Here is a 14,967-nt window from a genome sequence, read left to right on the forward strand (position 1 = left end):
CATCGAGTAAATCGTCAATATCAAATTCGTCATCGTCTGCTGATGTGTCAGTTGCCTGCTCATTATTTTCATCGAGTAAATCATCAATGTCGAAGTCTTCGCCCTCTTCGGCGAGCTCTTCACTGAGTGCAGCCATATCATCATTCGATTCACCTTGGGGTTCATCTGGTAATGAATCGTCATCTTCTTCATCAAACAGGCTATCTAAATCATCCGCACTTAAAATATCATCCGATTCGTCAAGATTAATTGTATCGCCCGTGTCATCTTCATCAGGGCTATCAAAATCTTGTTGCATGAAAACATCAAGTTCATCGCCCTCAGTATTTTCATCTTCAAAAACAACATCATCATTAAGTAAGCTTTCTAACTCATCTTGATCTAATAAACTGTCATCATCGAGATCATCATTAAACTCCACATCATCATCAAGTAATACGTCATCCATGTTCTCATCTAACTGCACACTTAAATCATCAAGTGGATCGGGAGCAGGCGCTTCGTCAAGCGTGGGTTCTGGCATTTCATCTAGAGGGTCAGTATAAGCAGGCGCTTGTGGTATAAATTCATCATCGTTACTCTCAGGCTCTTGGTTATTACCACGCTTACGCAGCCACATAACTACAGCAAAAATAATCAACAACGCTGGAATGGTCATTAATAAAATGAGTACCAAAGGATTCGAGAGTAATGCAGCAAAGCTAAATTCATTCTCTTGCTCTTCATCTTTTAATTTTTGCTGTGCAATGATCTCGTTTTGCTTAACGATTAATTCTTTTAACTGTTGTTGAATTTCACTATCTTGGCCTAGTTGTAAACGAACGTTTTCTAACTCGTTTGAAATACCTGTCAGCTGTTTTTTAAGGTTGTTGTTTTCAACTAAAATCTCTTCTACGTTACTAACCGAACTTTTAAACTGCTGCTGAAGCTCAACTAATTTATTACCTTGATCTGTTTTAATCGCTTTTAATTCTTGTTGTAATTCTTTTTTGGCTTCATCAACGTCTGCTTTGCGGGCTTGGGTTACTTGTGTTTGTGCTGAATTGATCTCTGCTTGAGTGAGTGTGCCATTTTTCTTTTTTTCCCACAGTTCATCGTCTTGCTCAGAACGTTGCTTAGCTAATTGCGGGTTTACTCGTCTAATTTCTGCCAAAGTAGGTATTTTTAAATACGAACCACTTTGCATGTGATTTAAGTTTTGTTCTAAAAATGAGTTGGGGTTTTTGTTATACAAGGCCTGCATAACTTGATAAATGCTGACTGAGTTATCTGGGCGAACTTTAACGGCAATACGCCAAAGTGTATCGGTTGGTTTTATTGGCCCAATAGAGCGACCCTGCGCGCCGTAATCTGCGCCTTTAGGCCCTCTTAATTGGGTACTGTCTTGAGAGTAAACAGTCGTTACCATCAGTGCAGACGCTAATATAATAAGTGAAACGAAACCGCGCATGCTGATCCTTTAATGTTTAAATGTTAACGCAGCGCTTTAAAATTAGCGCTTAAACATTGATTATTCTTGCCGTTGTTAGCCACGTGGCCAACGCACATTTTTATTACAATCTATTTTTATTGCAAGCTCTATTCCAGTTACAAACTATAAACCAGTTAAGCCATAATATCCATCGCAACGCATTGAAAATAAATACCTTAAACATCATGATAAAAATGTTTTTATGTTGTTTATCAAGATGTTTACACTCTCTCAGTTAATAAGTGGCAAAAAAATGGCGGTTAAAGCATAAAAAAACGGCAAACCACTGTGGTTTGCCGTTTATTGAAATTATCACTATTTTCAGGCTAATTATATATAATTAGCAATCAGTTCTTCTGCTATTTGTACACTATTAGTTGCAGCCCCTTTACGGGTATTATCACTTACTACCCACATATTTAATCCATGTGGGTGTGAAATATCAGCACGTAAACGGCCGATATAAACAGTATCATTACCACTGGCATCCGACACAGCCGTTGGGTAATCGCCAGCATCATCAATTAGCTCAACACCTGGCGCATCACTCAATAGTTGCTTTACATGCTCAAAATCATAAGGCATACGCGTTTCAATATTAATTGACTCAGAATGACCAAAAAATACAGGGACGCGAACACAAGTCGGGTTTACCGCAATGGTTGTATCGCCTAAAATTTTATGCGTTTCGTTTACCATTTTCATTTCTTCGCGCGTATAGCCGTTATCTTCAAAGCTATCGATTTGCGGTATTACATTAAACGCAATTTGCTTAGGAAATATTTCGTTTTCCATTGGGCGTGCATTCATTAAATTTGCAGTTTGTTTAGCCAGTTCATCAACTGCCTCTTTACCCGCTCCCGACACCGCTTGGTAAGTTGAAACGTTAATACGATCAATGCCGTATGCATCATAAATAGGCTTAAGCGCAAGCATCATTTGAATGGTTGAACAATTAGGGTTGGCAATAATATTACGATTTCTAAAATCGGCTAAGCTCGATGCATTTACTTCTGGCACAATAAGCGGCACTTCAAAGTCATTTCTAAAGTGCGATGTGTTATCAATAACGATACAGCCAGCGTCTGCGGCAATAGGGGCATATTTTTCAGATACACTGCCACCAGCAGAAAATAAACCGATATGCGCTTGGCTAAAGTCAAAGCCTTCAACATCACGTACTTCTATGGTCTCACCACGAAACTTTATATCTTCGCCAGCACTGCGGCTGCTTGCTAATAAAAACAGCTGATCGACCGGAAATTTACGATCTTCCAAAGTTTCAATGATTTGACGACCTACAAGGCCTGTAGCGCCGAGTACGGCAACGTTATATTTTTGCGACATATTTCATCCTCTGTAAGCACGATTAAAACAACCGTGCTAATTAAATTAGTTTGCTGTAGTAAAACCAAGCTGCGCAAGTGCAGCAAGCTCGGTGCTATCACCTTCAACCACCACGGTGCTAAACTCACGTCGGGTTGGATAATTTTTTCGTAAACTGTCAAAGCCTTCATCGGCCAAGTGACGCAGTAAAATGCCATCATCACGGCGTACGTCATAAACTAAGTGCACTAAACGGGCTATATCTGTTTCGCTAAAACTACTTCCTAGGGCGACTTTTTTAATTGCAGGAGGCGGTAAAAAATCATCAAGTGATTTTATTGCGTTAACCCCTTTTAGCTCACACAAGCTTTGATACAACATTTGTGTACCCCGAGCTTTACCCTCAAGAGTATGTCCGGCAATGTGCACACTGGCATAGCGAACATGCTCAAGTAACTCGGTTAAAATGTTAGGTTCGTTTTCCCACACATCCAACACTAAATCGAGCTCAGCGCCGGCTTCCATCACCTCAAGTAATGCTTGATTATCAATCACATCACCTCGGCTGGCGTTAATTAAAGTAAGCCCAGGTTTAAGCGTAGTTAAGCGCTTTTTATCAAGCATATGCAGTGTTTTATGCGTACCTGTTTTTACTAACGGCACATGAAACGTGACTATATCTGACTGCGTTAATAGCTCATCAAGCTCAACGTGCTCGGGTAATAGCCCTTGCTCATACTTTATTGGGTCGCACAATAGTAAATTAACGTTAAGTGCTTTTAGCTTGTGCGCGAGGCAACTACCAATATTACCCACACCCACAATACCAATTGTTTTCCCGCTTAATGGGCTGGCGTTTTCTTGACTTAATGCAAATAAACTACTGATCACATATTCAGCAACCGCAATCGCATTGCAGCCTGGTGCACTGGTAAAAGCAATATTTTTTGCGTTGAGCAAATCGGTATCAATATGATCCACACCAATCGTAGCGGTACCTACAAAGCTTAGCTTATTAGCCTGTGCTAATAATTCACTATTGACCTGCGTGACTGAACGAGTGAGTAATACATCAACATCAATGAGTTGTTCTGGAGTTAATTGCCTGCCATCAAATCGTTCAACCTCACCCATATCTTTAAAGAATTGCTCAACTAAAGGCATATTTTGATCGGCAAGAATTTTCATTGTGAATCCGTTTGGCAAAATGAGACCCTATTGTAACGAACAACCGCCTATTTGCACAAACGAAAAAGCCGAGCATTTTGCTCGGCTTTAAAATAGTTAAAGGTTTACTTAGCCTTTGTATTTGCTCATTACTAATGTGGCATTGGTGCCGCCAAAACCAAAACTGTTAGACATAACCGTATTTAGTTCAACGTCTTTGGCTTCAGTTACAATGTTCAAGCCCGCTGCTTGCTCATCAAGCTCATCAATATTGATAGATGGCGCAACAAAACCATGCTCAAGCATTAGCAATGAAAAGATGGCTTCGTGTACACCTGCCGCACCCAGTGCATGGCCTGTCATTGCTTTAGTTGCGCTGATCATTGGCGAGTTACCACCAAATACTTCTTGAATAGCGCCCAGCTCTTTCACATCGCCTACGGGTGTTGACGTACCATGGGTATTCAAGTAATCAATGCTATCAACGTTTTGCATTGCTTGGCGCATACAACGTACTGCGCCCTCACCTGATGGTGCAACCATATCGTAACCATCTGAGGTTGCGCCGTAACCGGTAATTTCAGCATAAATGTGCGCGCCACGTGCAAGTGCGTGTTCTAGCTCTTCAACAACCACAATACCGCCACCGGCTGAAATCACAAAACCATCACGGTTAGCATCGTATGTACGTGATGCTTTTTCAGGTGTGTCGTTATATTTAGTCGAAAGCGCGCCCATAGCGTCAAATTCCATCGCTAGCGTCCAGTGAAGTTCTTCACCCCCACCTGCAAAAATAACGTCTTGCTTGCCTAGTTGAATCTGCTCAACGGCATGGCCAATACAATGCGCAGAGGTTGCACACGCAGAGCTAATTGAGTAGTTAACGCCTTTAATTTTAAATGGCGTTGCTAAACAAGCCGAGGTGGTGCTCGCCATAGTACGTGGCACCATGTAAGGGCCAACGCGCTTAACGCCTTTTTCGCGAAGGATATCGGCCGCTTCTACTTGCCATTTTGATGAACCGCCGCCAGAACCCACTAATAAACCAGTGCGCTCGTTTGATACTTGTTCGTCGCTAAGGCCCGCATCTTCAATCGCTTGTGCCATTGAGATATAAGAATAAGCCGCTGCATCACCCATAAAGCGCATTGCTTTGCGGTCAACATGCTCTTTAACATCAATATCAATTTTACCTGATACATTGCTGCGCAATTTGTAATCAGCAAATTCTTGGTTAAAAGCAATACCGCTTTTACCCGCTCTTAGTGACTCTAATACTTCTTCTTTATTATTGCCGATGCTTGATACAACACCGATGCCTGTTATTACGGCTCTTCTCATGGGTAATTCCCTTAGCTTAATACTTAATTGTGTTCTATTTTACGCGAATTTAATCACCTAAGTGGTCAGCTTTCTAGCGTACACTTGTACTCTGAACCTACAGCTTATAAATAACGCCAGACTATTTCAAAGAAAACACGTAAAATAATTAAAAAATTATCTATAAAATTGAATTGGTCATGATAAAAAACGCCCACATACACTTTAATGATTTAGGGACACCGGTTGCTAATGACTTTGATGATGTTTATTTTTCTAATGACGACGGCCTCGCTGAATCTCATTATGTGTTTTATCAACAAAACAATATAGAGTCACGGTTACAAAATCATGACCGTGAGCACTTTGTTATAGCCGAAACCGGTTTTGGTACAGGGCTTAATTTTTTAAATACATGGCAGCAGTTTTATGACCACCTGCAATGCCCACAAGTTCAAAGTCAACAGTCTAATAACGTGCAACGACTGCATTTTATTTCTTTTGAAAAATATCCACTTAGCGTAAATGATTTAAAACAAGCCTTGCAAGCTTGGCCTAGTTTAAGTCATTTAAGCGCCCAACTCGTCTCCCACTACCCGATTAATTTAACCGGTTGTCATCGCCTTGAATTTGCCAATGGCCTTGTGGTGCTCGACCTCTACTTTGGTGATGTGCTGGAATGTATTAATAGCATGAGCTACCCACAAAGTGGACTCGTTGACGCATGGTTTTTAGATGGTTTTGCACCGAGTAAAAACCCCGACATGTGGCAGCAAAGTGTATTTAACGCCATGGTTGATATTTCCAGATGCAACGCGACATTAGCCACGTTTACCGCTGCGGGCTTTGTTCGCCGTGGTTTAATTGAAGCGGGCTTTAGCATGCAAAAAGCTAAAGGCTTTGGCCGAAAACGAGAGATGCTAGTTGGCACACTCGCTCAGGCTAATTCAAAACAATCGGCCCCCGCCTATTTTGAGCATCACTTCTCTCCCCTTACCAATGTGGCTGTTATTGGCGGTGGTATAGCCAGCAGTTGTATTCTTTATAGCCTTGCGAAACGCGGTATACCAAGCCACTTATTTTGCCAAGATAAACAACCGGCCATGGGGGCATCTCACAATGTACAAGGGGCGATATATCCGCATTTACAAGCAAAAAATTCGCCACACAGTGAACTATTTGCCCATAGTTTTTTATACGCAAAGCGGCTTTACAATCAATTACTCAACAATGGCTTTTTGTTTGATCACCAGTGGTGTGGTGTGCTGCAACATGCAGTAAAAAAACCATTGGCAGAGCGTCATCAAAATCTCGCTGATAAACAACTGTGGCCAGAGCAGCTTATGCGAAATGTGACTGCTGATGAGGGTGATGCTATTGCTGGGGTTAAAACAGGTTACTCAGGGGTGTTTTTTGAACAAGGCGGCTGGGTTAATCCCCCCCAGTTAGTCAGTGCTATGTTAGATGCCGCACAGCAATTAAATGAGTTTGAGAGCCTATTTAATTGCCACATTGAGCAACTTAACAAACAACCCGATGGCTGGTACTTAACCACGCAAAAACAAACATTTGGCCCTTTTAGCGATGTGATTATTTGCGCCGGTGAACACAGCGATGCATTTGCGCAAACTAAAACGCTCCCTATTGTTGGCGTACGCGGACAGGTGTCACATGTTCAAGCAAGCACGCAATCACGTAAGCTAAAAACCGTGTTGTGTCATAAGGGGTATTTCACCCCCGCTTATTTAGATCACCATTGTATGGGCGCCACCTTTGAAAAAAACAGTAAAAGTCGTGAAGTGACCGAGCAAGATAATCAAACCAACCGCGAGCAACTGCTGAGCTTTTATAACAACACTGAATTTGCCACCAGCTTAGGCAAAATTAGCTCAGCTAAAGCCGCTGTTCGCTGTAGTTTTATTGACCATTTACCTATGGCCGGTGAATGGGTGGAGCAAACTGACTATACACATGCATTTGCTAATTTACGTTTGGGTAAGCGCTATCAATACCAAGCATTAAAAAAACCACAACAGGGCCTGCATATTTTTACCGGCTTTGGCGCGCGAGCATTATGCAGTGCACCGCTATCTGCCGAGCACATAATTAGTAGTTTAAACAATGAACCTCGCCCACTAAGCGAACGCGTAAGCCAAGCTATTCACCCAGGCCGCTTTATTGTTCGTGACCTTATTCGCAATAAAATTTAAAGGTAATAATACCTACAAAGCCCTTTACCGTAATTACCAAGAACGCAGTGTACGTATTGGCTTATACCACCGTAGCTTTGTAACCGAAGTAAGTATAATGATCGAGTAAAAAGTTCTAAAAAACGCCTTAAAAAATAGCTAATTTTAATACTCAGTTAAGTAATAACTTTTCACTAATATGTTTTTTTTAAATAAGCTCGTTTAAATCCCATTTACTCTTTAAAAATAATTTCCTACCCCAAGGTCTGTTTGTACGAACAATCTTTACACTATATTGAGAAGGAATTAATTATGAGTAAGACTTTAATTATTGGCGCAAGTGGTCAAATTGGTAAAATGGCTACCAAACTACTTTTAGAAAATGAGCAAAATGTTGTTGCACTTGTAAGAGACAAAAGCAAACTGCGTGATTTAGAGAGCCCATTTTTAAGTATTGTTGAACAGGATTTAGAAGGTGACTTTTCAAGTGCCATTAATGGCTGCGACCAAGTTATCTTTGCAGCAGGTTCAGGTGGAAGTACAGGCACAGATAAAACCGTACTTATTGATTTGTGGGCAGCGACAAAAGCAGCAACTTATTCTAAAGAGCACGGTGTAAAACACTTTATTATGGTCAGCTCTATTGGTGCAGACGATCCTGATGCGATAGATAGTGACTTAAAGCCTTATCTTGTAGCAAAACATATGGCTGATGAGCATTTAATTCACAGTGGACTCAATTACACAATTGTCCGCCCAGGAACATTAACTGACGAAAGTGCCTCTTTGGAAGTAACAACAGAGCGCCCTAGCGATCAGTCAAAGGCTAAAATTAGCCGCGAAAATGTAGCCAACGCATTGCTTCACGTTGCTACAAACTCATTTAATAGCAATCGTATTTTTGAGTTATTTGATGGCGACAAACCAATAAAAGCCGCTATTAAGTAAGCATTACACTCACCCCTTGCCATGCAAGCTGCATGGCAAGCAGAGTTAAAATCACTTTAAAAATAACCCTAAAACGCGCCACCGAGAGCCGCTTAAGTAATCCAATCCCTAACCAGGTGCCAATGGCTCCGCTTAAAATCATCGCCAGTGTTAACGGCAACCATTGCCAAAAGCTAAAACCCAGCCCCGCATAAACAACGGCTTTTAAGCTATGCTGCAAGGTCATAATACTTGAAAATGTCGCGGTAAATTTAAGCTTATCGTAATGATTAATGTGTAAATAACTCGCCACCAGAGGCCCACTTGCTCCCACAAAAGTAGAAATAAATGCCGTAACTACACCCGCTATTAAACGCCCTAATCGTGAGTCTTTATTAAATTCAGGGATTGTTCCCCACAGTAAATAAATCACAAATAAAGCCACAAACAGCTTCATGCTATCAAGGTTAATATCGCTCACTACTTGGCTCGACAACCCGGCACCAATTAACCCACCCAGAGTAAAATACAACAACATCGGCTTATCAAGATGAGCAATACTTAACAATAATCGATTGGCATTAGAGCCTAACTGCACTAAACCATGAACCGGCACAACCATTGCCATCGGCATAACCGACGCCATTACCACCAACAGCATTAAACCGCCACCCGCACCAAAGGCCGCCGATACAAACGAAGTAAACCCCGCCAGTAAAATAAGTAACAGCGAGATCAAAGGGGAAATGTGTTCAGCTGTAAAAATATCCATATCAAAGCTCGCAGTTAATCATTGGCTCATGATACAAAAAATAGGTAAGTAAGCGACTAGTCTATTAGTTGTAAGGGGTTCGGGATCAGCGGTCAGCGGTCAGCGGTCAGCGGTCAGCGGTCAGCGGTCAGCGGTCAGCGGTCAGCGGTCAGCGGTCAGCGGTCAGCGGTCAGCGCAAGATAAATCAAAGCACAATAAATTCAATCATTTTAGCCATAAAAAAACCCGCAGCTTGATTGCTCAAGTTGCGGGTTTTTTAGGGTTTTTAAACAAACGAATTTAAAAACCGTTATTGGTGGAGCTGGGGGAATCTTAACTAAACATATAACCAACTGAAAAATAACAAAACCCACCTACAAGAAACCACTTGTTGTTACCATTGTTGTTACAATTTGTTTTTGTGTGGGTTCAAATTCGCGTTTTGCAGCTGAACTAACTTAATAACATAGATGCTACTATATTTACTTTGCATTAAAAATGGATCTTGGTGTATTTTAAGAAGCAATTTTATAATGACTTATCAAAGCCTGCTAATGGTTAAAGGAATAACTATGCTAATCCGTATTATTTTATCTATCTTCCTTATTTTTTCTACAAGCTGTTTATCAGCAGAAATTGAATTAGGTATCAACTACGTAACTATAAAAAAATTAAATGTACGCAGCTCTCCCTCGATCAATGGGGATATTGTAAGTAAAAAAATTTTTAGACAAGGCGTAGAAGTAGTTGAATTAAAAAACGGTTGGGCAAGAATATATTTCCATGACAAAAACATTCAACATTGGGTTTCTGAAAAGTACTTAGCTCGAAAGCAGCCAAGTGCAACAATACTTGAGTCAGCAGACCATCACTTCATAAACGAGTTAATTCCAAGAACAATGAGCGATAAAGCGATCTACTATCTACTAAAGGTAAGTAAAAAAGAAAAAACAATAGTAACAATACATAAGCGAGTTAGTTCAAGGTCTATAGGCTACTCCAAAACCGAAATTAATTGCAAAGACAGCACATATAGATCACTTGGATACACTGAAACAAACCCTGAATACTTTTTCAGCTCTAAGGATAAACCTAGAAATTGGACTAAAATTATTAATGGTTCGAGTAAAAGTGATCTGGTTAAGTTCATATGCAATATAAGACAATACCAATAACCCTAAGCTTTACTGATTTAAAAGTCAGGTTTATAAACTAAGCTGAGTATAAAGCCTATATTACAACACTATGAGCCTACTAAACTGACTTCCGAAAACCCGTGTAAGATAAAGCCCAAAAGCCATGACAGATAAAACTTACAGGGCTTAGAATTTTAGCTCGTTTAGAGCTTAATGAATACACGTGCATATCTCTCCGTAAAACAGCTGTAAAGTGTATATTTGGTACTGTCTTTTTATGAGCCTAAAATGATAGGTTTTGTAAGGTTTTGTTAGGTTTTGTTAGGCTTATCAAACTAAGTTTTACTAAGTATTAACGGCTCATACAGTTGAGGTTTTATCAGGTATAAAGACTAGGATAATTTAGATTTCATCAGTGCAAAAACAAATCCATTCGCTAAGCTCTTAAAATAAATAGAGCCATTTAAAAATCAATTTTTGACAATGTTTGATAACCTGACAGCAAACAAAGTTAGATATAAAGTGTTTAATTGCTTTGTATTGTATACATTCCTTAAAGCTTAGGCTTAACCCTACTTGAGCCGTGGTTTTTAGTTTGTATTGGTTTATAGCCCTTCCCTCTGGCTTTAGCAAGGTAAGACATACGCCATATAGCGCCTTGCTTTTTATCATGCTCATTTCGTTTAAATCTATAAAAACAATTTTTTGGTATCCATGGACGCACACCCAATGTATTTCCCATTTCTAAAATAAATTCATTTATCTTACTTGGGTAGCATACTTTGTTAGCATCAAGAATAACTACCACATGATAATGCTGCTTTTTCGCTCTTTCTTGCTCCCGCGTCCAATGGTAGCCAAAGATAGGCATTTTATACCTTTGCTTTATAAAACCGCTTAAACTTTCCATAACAGCAATAATAAAACGGTTATCATTTGTTTGATATGGAATACCGATATCAAATCGTAAAACTAAAACTTGGCTATAGTGTGTTAAAACTGCCTCAAGCTGATCTAACATACTCTTCATTTGCGCTGTGTAAATGCCGCTCTTTGACGTATGAACTTGCCAAATGTTCTGTTTATGGCAAATTACAGGTGAGTGACTCACATACTGATAATTAGACACAAATACTTCCTATTAGATAATATAAATATCCGAATGATAAAAGGGGTGTTTTCACTAGTGTCATTATTCCACGGCTTGCTAACTCGACCTTATACAGTAAGTAGTAACTAACAACCTTCATTTTTAATGAAAACAAACCTATAAACCACTGCCGCTAAAGACCGCAATAAAAAAGGTTTAAGGGAAAAGACTGGATACACACGCCCTTCAATGTTAGTGGAAACTCACATGAAAGCCTTTTTTATTATGAGCTTTACTTATTATATAATGCTAAAAGCTGGTGGCAGTTTAGCTACTCACCACCAGCCCTCAAAATAACCAATCTAAAGCCGTCTAACTAATCCTTAGCCGGTTTTTCTTTATCAAAGACAGGCTCATTAGCCGCACCAGTAACCTTTAAATGCTCGGTCACAATAATAGTTTTAACCTGCTCAATACCCAGTTGTTTAAGGATTTTAACAAGGCTCTTTTTTGCCCTTTGTTCTCTTTCCTTTTTGACTTTATGCTTAACTTTTTCACGCTGAGCCGCTCGTTTATTGAAAAACTCAAATCGTTGTAGCTCTGTCATAGAGTGAGAAACCTTTAACCCAACCTCACGCTTACTTTGATAATCAATAAAGCATTTCATTTTAAGGTGGCTATGCTTTGCATCTTCCTTATCTAATTCAACATTGGCATACCCTCTACCAATTGGGCTTGTAGATTGACCGTTGAGCCATGCGAGCAAGATTGAACGGTGAATAATGTCCATTCGAACTAGCTCCTCAAAAGCTGCTGGCGCTAACTTTTCCATATATTCCAATGTGATTGGTGTTGGCAGTTCATTTAAATTAATCATTAGCTGCCTCCAAGTGAGTGTATTTTTTTAGTAACTCTTTGCGTCTTGCTACAAGTTCAGAAACAAATTTTTTAATTTGCTCATCGTTATAGCCTACTATTGTTACGGCAAGCGTTGCGTTTATTTCTGTTTCATAATAAGCGACACCACGTTGTCCAGTTGATATTGGTGGGGGCATTAGTCCAGCTTTTATTTTTTCTTGCTGCTTAGTTCGAGCCCAAGGAACAATTTCCATTAGCTCTTTGGTGCGAATTAATTTAAGAATATCTACCATCTTGTTACCTCTTGTTGAGTGTTGTTAATAAACTAAGAGGTAATTTATGAGATTTTAAAGTAGCTAACGGGGAAGATAATTTAAAAAATTAAAGAAGATTTTCCCTTTCTAGCTTTTTAATAGCTTTTTTGACTGCATCAATATTAGAGCCTGAAATGTGATACTCCTCAAATATACAAACCAATATTTTTCTAAACATAGTTTTTTTGTCATCGTTTAAGCCTGCTTTATTAGCAACTTTGCACCAACCACCAAACAATCGAATAATGAAATAATCCTTAGATGTTAGCTTTCTATGTTTTAGCTTAAAATTTGTTAAATCCTTTTCAAGGGTATCAATAGAACTCCATTGTTCACGTACTTTTTCACCTTTGTAATACCTTAAATCATTTCTTATTTTTTTTATTTCTGATAGTTTTTTTTCAAGCTTTGATATTTCAGCAATTTCATTTTTCATTAAGTCAGATTTAGTGCCATCTGTTGCCTGCTCAATGTTAGAGGTTGCAATCATCACAAGCAGGTTTATCCCGTTCAGTATAAGTGTGTTATTTTGATGATCCTTTAACCCCAATTCTATCATTATATTTTTAGCTAAATAGTTAACGGTTTTATTACCCTCAAGCTCAGAGTAAGTAACTAACTCATTTGTTTTCATATTACTTTCAACCCCTTGATCCCTGCCAAGGAGCTACTCCCACTAGCCGCATTTTCGATATATTCAGACCACCAGCACATCATCACTTTTCTACGCTCAAAGTAATCTGTACGGTTATATGCTCGCCTTACTTCGTTTGTATCAACATGCGCTAAAGCTGCCTCTATTACGTCAGGGTCAAATCCTTGTGCGTTAAGTGTTGTACTAGCAAGCGAGCGCAAGCCATGCGCCACCAGCTCGCCTTTAAACCCCATACGCTTTATTGCTGCATTAGCTGTTTGCACGTTCGCGTGGCTGCGTGGGTCTCTATCTGCGGGAAATACATATTCACGGTGCACGCTTATTGGTTTCATTAATTCAAGTAAAGCGAGTGTTTGCGGTGTAAGGGGTATGCGTTGCTCTTTACCCTTTTTCATTTGCTCGGCTGGTATAACCCACATGCCAGTATTTAAGTCTATATCTTGCCATTTAGCTGTTGCAGCCTCATTAGGGCGTGTCATGGTATGTAATTGCCATTCGATTAAACAACGCGTTGTAAGCTTAATACTGGCACGATTTAAGGCACTCATTAGCTCTGGCAATCTATCCACTTCAATAGACGGCATAGCGCTTTTTTTAGGCGTTTGGAATGCTTGCCTTATATTCGCTAGTGGATTGGCTTCTATAAGCCCACAGTTAACCGCATGCACCATTACTTCGTTAATGCGCTGGCATAGTCTTTTTACAGTCTCTAAACTGCCCTTTGCCTCTATGGGTCGCACTAGCTCTATTACCTGAAAGGCTTTTAGTTTACTTATTGGTTCATCACCAAACGCAGGAAAGGCATGATTAGTTAACAGATTTAAAGCGGCTTGTGCTGTTTGTGGTTTTATTTCTGTTTTCTTTTTTTCAAACCACATTAAAGAAACTGCTTTAAATGTTTGTAGGTGTGTTTCATGTGCTTGCTTTTCATCTAGCTGGCGCTGGTGGATAGGATCGATATTTTCAAGCACTAGGGCTTTATATTTCTTATGGCGTTCTCTAGCAGTTTTAAGGCTTATATCAGGGTAAGAGCCAAGCCCCATATTTTTACGTTTTTTAGTAATTGGCGCTGTGTAGTTATAAAGCCAAAATTTACCGCCACTGGGCTTTATTCGTAATGTTAAGCCGCCACCGTCAGTAAGGTTATATTCTTTATCATCTGGTTCAGCTGATTTAACTCGGTTTGCAGTGAGTTTGTGAATAGCCATTTGTAACAACGATCCCTATGTAAAATTCCAGTTGTTACGATTAGTGTTACAACAAATCGCGGTTGTTACAAGTTTTAAACGGTCACTAATGGTTAAACTATAGGCATAAAAAAACCCGCAAGGCTCGAATTAACTAGCGTTGCGGGTCTTTTACGGTTCTTAGCAACGTATCTAAAAACCTTTATTGGTGGAGCTGGGGGGATTTGAACCCCCGTCCGAAAAGCCTCGACCGTCGGTACTACATGTTTAGTATTGTCATTTAATTAACCTTTAAATCCCGGACAAACACGGTAGATAAAGGCGAGGCCGCTTAGTTTTAACGCTTCAACCCCGGCCAGGGTTTCCGTCGCGATCAGGTGTTAGGGTGACACTCCAAAATCCAGTCCACAAGAATACATGGAAGGAGCGCTAGCCAGCCTAAGCTGCTAGAGAGTAGTTATCGTCGTTTGCGATTACTTTAAATTGCGGCTTTTTTACGAGGCAAACCGCACCTCGACATGCACCTTGGGCTTCTTGAATTCCGTCGAATCCTAATCAGCCCCTGAATAAGGTTAC

13 protein-coding genes and 1 other RNA gene are annotated in these 14,967 nt (G+C 39.9%); 3 read left to right on the top strand and 11 right to left on the bottom strand.

What is annotated here, in order from left to right:
• The 4 genes from A9479_RS02050 to fabB all read right to left on the bottom strand — a co-directional run.
• Nucleotides 1-1,450: FimV/HubP family polar landmark protein (locus A9479_RS02050; protein WP_331711876.1), on the bottom strand; the 1,450-nt coding region annotated here is incomplete at its 3' end.
• 351 nt (nt 1,451-1,801) lie between these two features.
• The gene (locus A9479_RS02055; RefSeq protein WP_064662573.1) at nt 1,802-2,818 is read right to left on the bottom strand and encodes an aspartate-semialdehyde dehydrogenase; all 1,017 of its coding nucleotides are present in this window, start codon (nt 2,816-2,818) and stop codon (nt 1,802-1,804) included.
• A gap of 45 nt (nt 2,819-2,863) precedes the next feature.
• Nucleotides 2,864-3,985, bottom strand: coding sequence for a 4-phosphoerythronate dehydrogenase (locus A9479_RS02060; protein ID WP_064662574.1), 1,122 nt, complete (start codon nt 3,983-3,985; stop codon nt 2,864-2,866).
• Between the two features lie 108 nt (nt 3,986-4,093).
• Nucleotides 4,094-5,305, bottom strand: coding sequence for a beta-ketoacyl-ACP synthase I (gene fabB, locus A9479_RS02065; RefSeq protein WP_013465470.1), 1,212 nt, complete (start codon nt 5,303-5,305; stop codon nt 4,094-4,096).
• Between the two features lie 179 nt (nt 5,306-5,484).
• Between fabB and mnmC the strand changes: the two genes are divergently transcribed.
• Both mnmC and A9479_RS02075 read left to right on the top strand, forming a co-directional pair.
• Nucleotides 5,485-7,494, top strand: coding sequence for a bifunctional tRNA (5-methylaminomethyl-2-thiouridine)(34)-methyltransferase MnmD/FAD-dependent 5-carboxymethylaminomethyl-2-thiouridine(34) oxidoreductase MnmC (gene mnmC / locus A9479_RS02070; RefSeq protein WP_064662575.1), 2,010 nt, complete (start codon nt 5,485-5,487; stop codon nt 7,492-7,494).
• Nucleotides 7,495-7,785: 291 nt separating this feature from the next.
• Nucleotides 7,786-8,421, top strand: a complete 636-nt coding sequence (locus tag A9479_RS02075) for an NAD(P)-binding oxidoreductase (protein ID WP_064662576.1) — start codon at nt 7,786-7,788, stop codon at nt 8,419-8,421.
• On the opposite strand, the gene A9479_RS02080 is transcribed toward A9479_RS02075, so the two are convergent.
• Nucleotides 8,414-9,172, bottom strand: a complete 759-nt coding sequence (locus A9479_RS02080) for a sulfite exporter TauE/SafE family protein (RefSeq protein WP_064662577.1) — start codon at nt 9,170-9,172, stop codon at nt 8,414-8,416. The genes A9479_RS02075 and A9479_RS02080 overlap by 8 nt on opposite strands.
• A gap of 512 nt (nt 9,173-9,684) precedes the next feature.
• On the opposite strand from A9479_RS02080, the gene A9479_RS02085 reads away from it, so the two are divergent.
• Complete coding sequence (locus tag A9479_RS02085) at nt 9,685-10,326, top strand: SH3 domain-containing protein (RefSeq protein ID WP_156520087.1); 642 nt, start codon at nt 9,685-9,687, stop codon at nt 10,324-10,326.
• Between the two features lie 514 nt (nt 10,327-10,840).
• Here the strand turns inward: A9479_RS02085 and A9479_RS02090 are convergent.
• From A9479_RS02090 to ssrA, 6 genes are all read right to left on the bottom strand, one after another.
• Nucleotides 10,841-11,416: an inovirus-type Gp2 protein gene (locus A9479_RS02090; protein WP_064662579.1), complete on the bottom strand. Its 576-nt coding sequence runs from the start codon at nt 11,414-11,416 to the stop codon at nt 10,841-10,843.
• Between the two features lie 337 nt (nt 11,417-11,753).
• Nucleotides 11,754-12,254, bottom strand: coding sequence for a hypothetical protein (locus tag A9479_RS02095; protein WP_064662580.1), 501 nt, complete (start codon nt 12,252-12,254; stop codon nt 11,754-11,756).
• Nucleotides 12,247-12,528 (bottom strand): AlpA family transcriptional regulator, encoded by a 282-nt coding sequence (locus tag A9479_RS02100; RefSeq protein ID WP_064662581.1) that lies wholly within the window; start codon nt 12,526-12,528, stop codon nt 12,247-12,249. Before A9479_RS02100 ends, A9479_RS02095 begins: the two co-directional genes overlap by 8 nt.
• A gap of 88 nt (nt 12,529-12,616) precedes the next feature.
• Nucleotides 12,617-13,183, bottom strand: a complete 567-nt coding sequence (locus tag A9479_RS02105) for a hypothetical protein (protein ID WP_064662582.1) — start codon at nt 13,181-13,183, stop codon at nt 12,617-12,619.
• Complete coding sequence (locus A9479_RS02110) at nt 13,180-14,412, bottom strand: integrase domain-containing protein (RefSeq protein WP_064662583.1); 1,233 nt, start codon at nt 14,410-14,412, stop codon at nt 13,180-13,182. The genes A9479_RS02105 and A9479_RS02110 overlap by 4 nt, the downstream gene beginning before the upstream one ends.
• A 185-nt stretch (nt 14,413-14,597) precedes the next feature.
• Nucleotides 14,598-14,954: a transfer-messenger RNA gene (gene ssrA / locus A9479_RS02115) on the bottom strand.
• Between the last annotated feature and the right edge of the window lie 13 nt (nt 14,955-14,967).

The sequence above is a fragment of the Pseudoalteromonas sp. MQS005 genome, assembly GCF_001661605.1.
Taxonomy (GTDB): domain Bacteria; phylum Pseudomonadota; class Gammaproteobacteria; order Enterobacterales; family Alteromonadaceae; genus Pseudoalteromonas; species Pseudoalteromonas tetraodonis.

Excerpts from the sequence above, each read along its gene's own strand:
- fabB (WP_013465470.1), bottom strand. The coding sequence starts at position 5,305 with ATGAGAAGAGCCGTAATAACAGGCATCGGTGTTGTATCAAGCATCGGC.
- A9479_RS02095 (WP_064662580.1), bottom strand. The coding sequence starts at position 12,254 with ATGATTAATTTAAATGAACTGCCAACACCAATCACATTGGAATATATG.
- A9479_RS02060 (WP_064662574.1), bottom strand. The coding sequence starts at position 3,985 with ATGAAAATTCTTGCCGATCAAAATATGCCTTTAGTTGAGCAATTCTTT.
- A9479_RS02055 (WP_064662573.1), bottom strand. The coding sequence starts at position 2,818 with ATGTCGCAAAAATATAACGTTGCCGTACTCGGCGCTACAGGCCTTGTA.
- A9479_RS02075 (WP_064662576.1), top strand. The coding sequence starts at position 7,786 with ATGAGTAAGACTTTAATTATTGGCGCAAGTGGTCAAATTGGTAAAATG.
- A9479_RS02105 (WP_064662582.1), bottom strand. The coding sequence starts at position 13,183 with ATGAAAACAAATGAGTTAGTTACTTACTCTGAGCTTGAGGGTAATAAA.
- A9479_RS02110 (WP_064662583.1), bottom strand. The coding sequence starts at position 14,412 with ATGGCTATTCACAAACTCACTGCAAACCGAGTTAAATCAGCTGAACCA.
- A9479_RS02085 (WP_156520087.1), top strand. The coding sequence starts at position 9,685 with ATGACTTATCAAAGCCTGCTAATGGTTAAAGGAATAACTATGCTAATC.
- A9479_RS02080 (WP_064662577.1), bottom strand. The coding sequence starts at position 9,172 with ATGGATATTTTTACAGCTGAACACATTTCCCCTTTGATCTCGCTGTTA.
- mnmC (WP_064662575.1), top strand. The coding sequence starts at position 5,485 with ATGATAAAAAACGCCCACATACACTTTAATGATTTAGGGACACCGGTT.
- A9479_RS02100 (WP_064662581.1), bottom strand. The coding sequence starts at position 12,528 with ATGGTAGATATTCTTAAATTAATTCGCACCAAAGAGCTAATGGAAATT.